We start from the raw sequence: 2792 nt of genomic DNA, 5'->3' as shown, positions 1-2792 counted from the left end.
TCCATTCTTAAAGATAAGAAGGGTTGGAATGGACATAATGGAAAAGCGAGTGGCAATTTCAGGACACTCGTCAATATTGCATTTTAGCACTTTAACCTTCCCCGACAATTCCTCCGCCAGCTTTTCCACTACAGGACTAAGAGCTTTGCAGGGTCCACACCAGGGTGCCCAAAAATCCACCAGAACTGGCACTTCGCTCTTTTCTACCTCAGCTGCAAAATTTTGAGAACTTAACTCTAACATCGTTTACTCAACCAGGGCAAGAATATCGTCTTTGGAGAGAATGAGCAGTTTTTCACCTTCTACTTCCACTTCTGTTCCTGCATATTTACCATACAGAACCTTGTCTCCAACTTTCACAATCTTCTGTAAATCTTCATCTGTTCCTACGGCAATAACTTCTCCAATCTGAGGTTTCTCTTTTGCCGTATCTGGGATAATTATTCCACCTACGGTCTTCTCTTCTACCGCTGTAGGTACCTTTACTACGATATGGTCTTCAATAGGTTTAAGTTTCATTTTTTCCTCCATAATATAGATTGAATTTCTGAAAATATAATAATTCGTTCGTGATTATTAGCAAACCTCTTTTTAGATTGCTAATATTTGTCAAGTAGAAAATGCAAGATTTGATTATCGGCGTTAACTGGAAAGCAATTCGTGCTGAAGATAACCATTAAGCATTATGAGAACTTTATCAAATTCCTTTTCTCCCGGGATAATAATATCCGCATTCTTCTTGGTTGGTTCAATAAAAGCTTGATGCGAAGGTTTGACTGTTTCCAGATATTGATTCAGGACACTTTCCACACTTCTACCTCGTTCCAGAATATCTCTTTGCAAACGTCTGGCTAAACGAATATCCGCATCCGAATCCAGATAAATTTTCAAATCAGACATTTGTAGTAATTCAGGATAATACAGGGCAAAGATACCTTCCAGGATAATTACTTCAGCATTGGCAACGCATAGATTTCCTTCTTGACGAGTGTGAGTCACAAAATCGTAAGCAGGAACATTAACTGGTTTTCCAGCCATCATCTTTTTCAAATCACTCAAGAGAAAGTCAATATCAATGGCATCAGGGTGGTCAAAATTGACTTTTGTCCTTTCTTGCCAGGGAAGATAACTCAGGTCTTTATAATAGCTATCCTGAGAGATGATAACTGTTTTCAGCCCGGTTAATCTTCTTCCTATGGCAAGAGCAATAGTGGTCTTTCCACTGCAGGAACCTCCACCAATAAGAATCAAATTAGCCTTATGAAAAGATTCAGCAGAAGTATTTTCCCGCCTACTTTTTGCGAAATCTGTATATTCTTTCATTTTTATTACTTCACTCTTTATGCTTGTTCCAGGATAGAAAGAATTTTTTGGGAAACATCAGAGCCAAAAAGAAGAGGATGATATGCAGGTTGAAAGATAGATAGAATCTTTTCTGGAAACTCTTTAGATTGAGGTGGCAAAAGAATATTCCATCCGCTTTTCACCGTTTCAATCCATTCTGTTTCCGGTCTAAGAGTAACACACAGTTTTCTTATTATATATGCTTCTTTCTGAATTCCGCCGGAATCGGTTAATATCATTTCACTTGCTTGCATTAAAGTGATGAAATCAAGATAAGAAAGTGGCTCAATGAATCTAATATTATTAAATTTTTCTGGTTCCATATGGCACAAAATATTGCGAGTACGTGGATGAACTGGAAATATAATGAGTTTGTTTAAACTATCCAATCCAGAAAGTATAAGAGAAAGCATCTGGGGATCATCAACATTATAAGGACGATGTAAAGTGAGTAAGAGAAAACTTCCTGGCTCAAGTTTTAATTCTTTCAGGATATCGGAATTGTCTTTGGCTAGTTCCAATCCCAGTTTTAAACTATCTGTCATAATATCTCCAACCAGACGAGCTCTCTCTTCCAAGCCTTCGTGATGCAGGTTTTGCATTGCTGTCTCCGTAGGACAAAACAGCAAATCAGAAAGATGGTCTGCTACTATACGATTCAATTCTTCGGGCATAGAACGATTAAAACTTCTGAGACCAGCTTCTATATGAGCAGTTTTAATTCCCAATTTTGCTGCAGCAAGTGCACCTGCTAAAGTGGTATTCGTATCTCCATAAATTAGCACCCAATCTGGCTTTTCTTCTATCAGCAACGGTTCCAGAGCTTCCAGAATCTCTGCTGTCTGTTGTGCTTGAGTTCCTGAACCTACATCCAGATTATAATCTGGTGCTGGAATCAGCATATCTTGAAAGAAGACATCATTCATTTGAATATCATAATGCTGACCGCTATGAATAATGATTTCCTGGTGTTTCTCTCTCACTAAACGAGAAAGAGGAGCCAGTTTAATAAATTGAGGTCTTGCACCCACTATTTGTGCTATCTTCATTTCCACTCCTTTTAGGCTATAGAAGCAATTCAGTTCATTAAAGCTTTTATGTCAAGCAAGCTTTGCCAAAAGTCAAAGAAATGAACATAGAAGAGTTGTCTATTCATTATCCATTTTACAGTGTTGAGAACCTTTCAAAAGCTCTTCAATGGCATATTTCATAAAATATTTTGTTCTTAGCTTTGAAATAAATTGACAAAAATCAGATAGAGTTTGTAAATGGAAAAAAATAAAAAAATTAAGAGGAAAGATGGCACGACTTTTCAGTAAGGATTATCATGAGAAATCAGCATCCTGGTATTTCAATCATGTGGTGATTCCACTGGAGAATGGTGATTTAGAATACTGGCAATCCATAGATGAGAAGGGATGCTATCATATTCATTTTGTTGCCACTCC

At 37.5% G+C, this 2792-nt stretch carries 4 protein-coding genes; all 4 read right to left on the bottom strand.

Annotated features, from left to right (window positions below; genetic code table 11):
• A partial coding sequence (gene trxA / locus E0946_RS07085; protein WP_133201767.1) for a thioredoxin occupies positions 1-243 on the bottom strand: 243 nt, incomplete at its 3' end.
• Positions 244-246: 3 nt separating this feature from the next.
• A complete protein-coding gene (locus E0946_RS07080; RefSeq protein WP_133201766.1) occupies positions 247-519 on the bottom strand; it encodes a co-chaperone GroES in 273 nt (90 codons plus the stop codon).
• A gap of 123 nt (positions 520-642) precedes the next feature.
• Complete coding sequence (udk, locus tag E0946_RS07075) at positions 643-1323, bottom strand: uridine kinase (protein WP_133201765.1); 681 nt, start codon at positions 1321-1323, stop codon at positions 643-645.
• A gap of 17 nt (positions 1324-1340) precedes the next feature.
• A complete protein-coding gene (wecB, locus tag E0946_RS07070; protein WP_133201764.1) occupies positions 1341-2393 on the bottom strand; it encodes a non-hydrolyzing UDP-N-acetylglucosamine 2-epimerase in 1053 nt (350 codons plus the stop codon).
• Between the last annotated feature and the right edge of the window lie 399 nt (positions 2394-2792).

The organism is Candidatus Syntrophosphaera thermopropionivorans (assembly GCF_004353895.1).
Lineage (GTDB): Bacteria > Cloacimonadota > Cloacimonadia > Cloacimonadales > Cloacimonadaceae > Syntrophosphaera > Syntrophosphaera thermopropionivorans.
Note: the sequence above shows the minus strand (reverse complement) of the source record. Positions and strands in the feature narration are given on the sequence as shown.

Bases quoted from the DNA above. Each gene is read 5' to 3' on its own strand.
- E0946_RS07080 (WP_133201766.1), bottom strand. From the start codon at position 519: ATGAAACTTAAACCTATTGAAGACCATATCGTAGTAAAGGTACCTACA.
- udk (WP_133201765.1), bottom strand. From the start codon at position 1,323: ATGAAAGAATATACAGATTTCGCAAAAAGTAGGCGGGAAAATACTTCT.
- wecB (WP_133201764.1), bottom strand. From the start codon at position 2,393: ATGAAGATAGCACAAATAGTGGGTGCAAGACCTCAATTTATTAAACTG.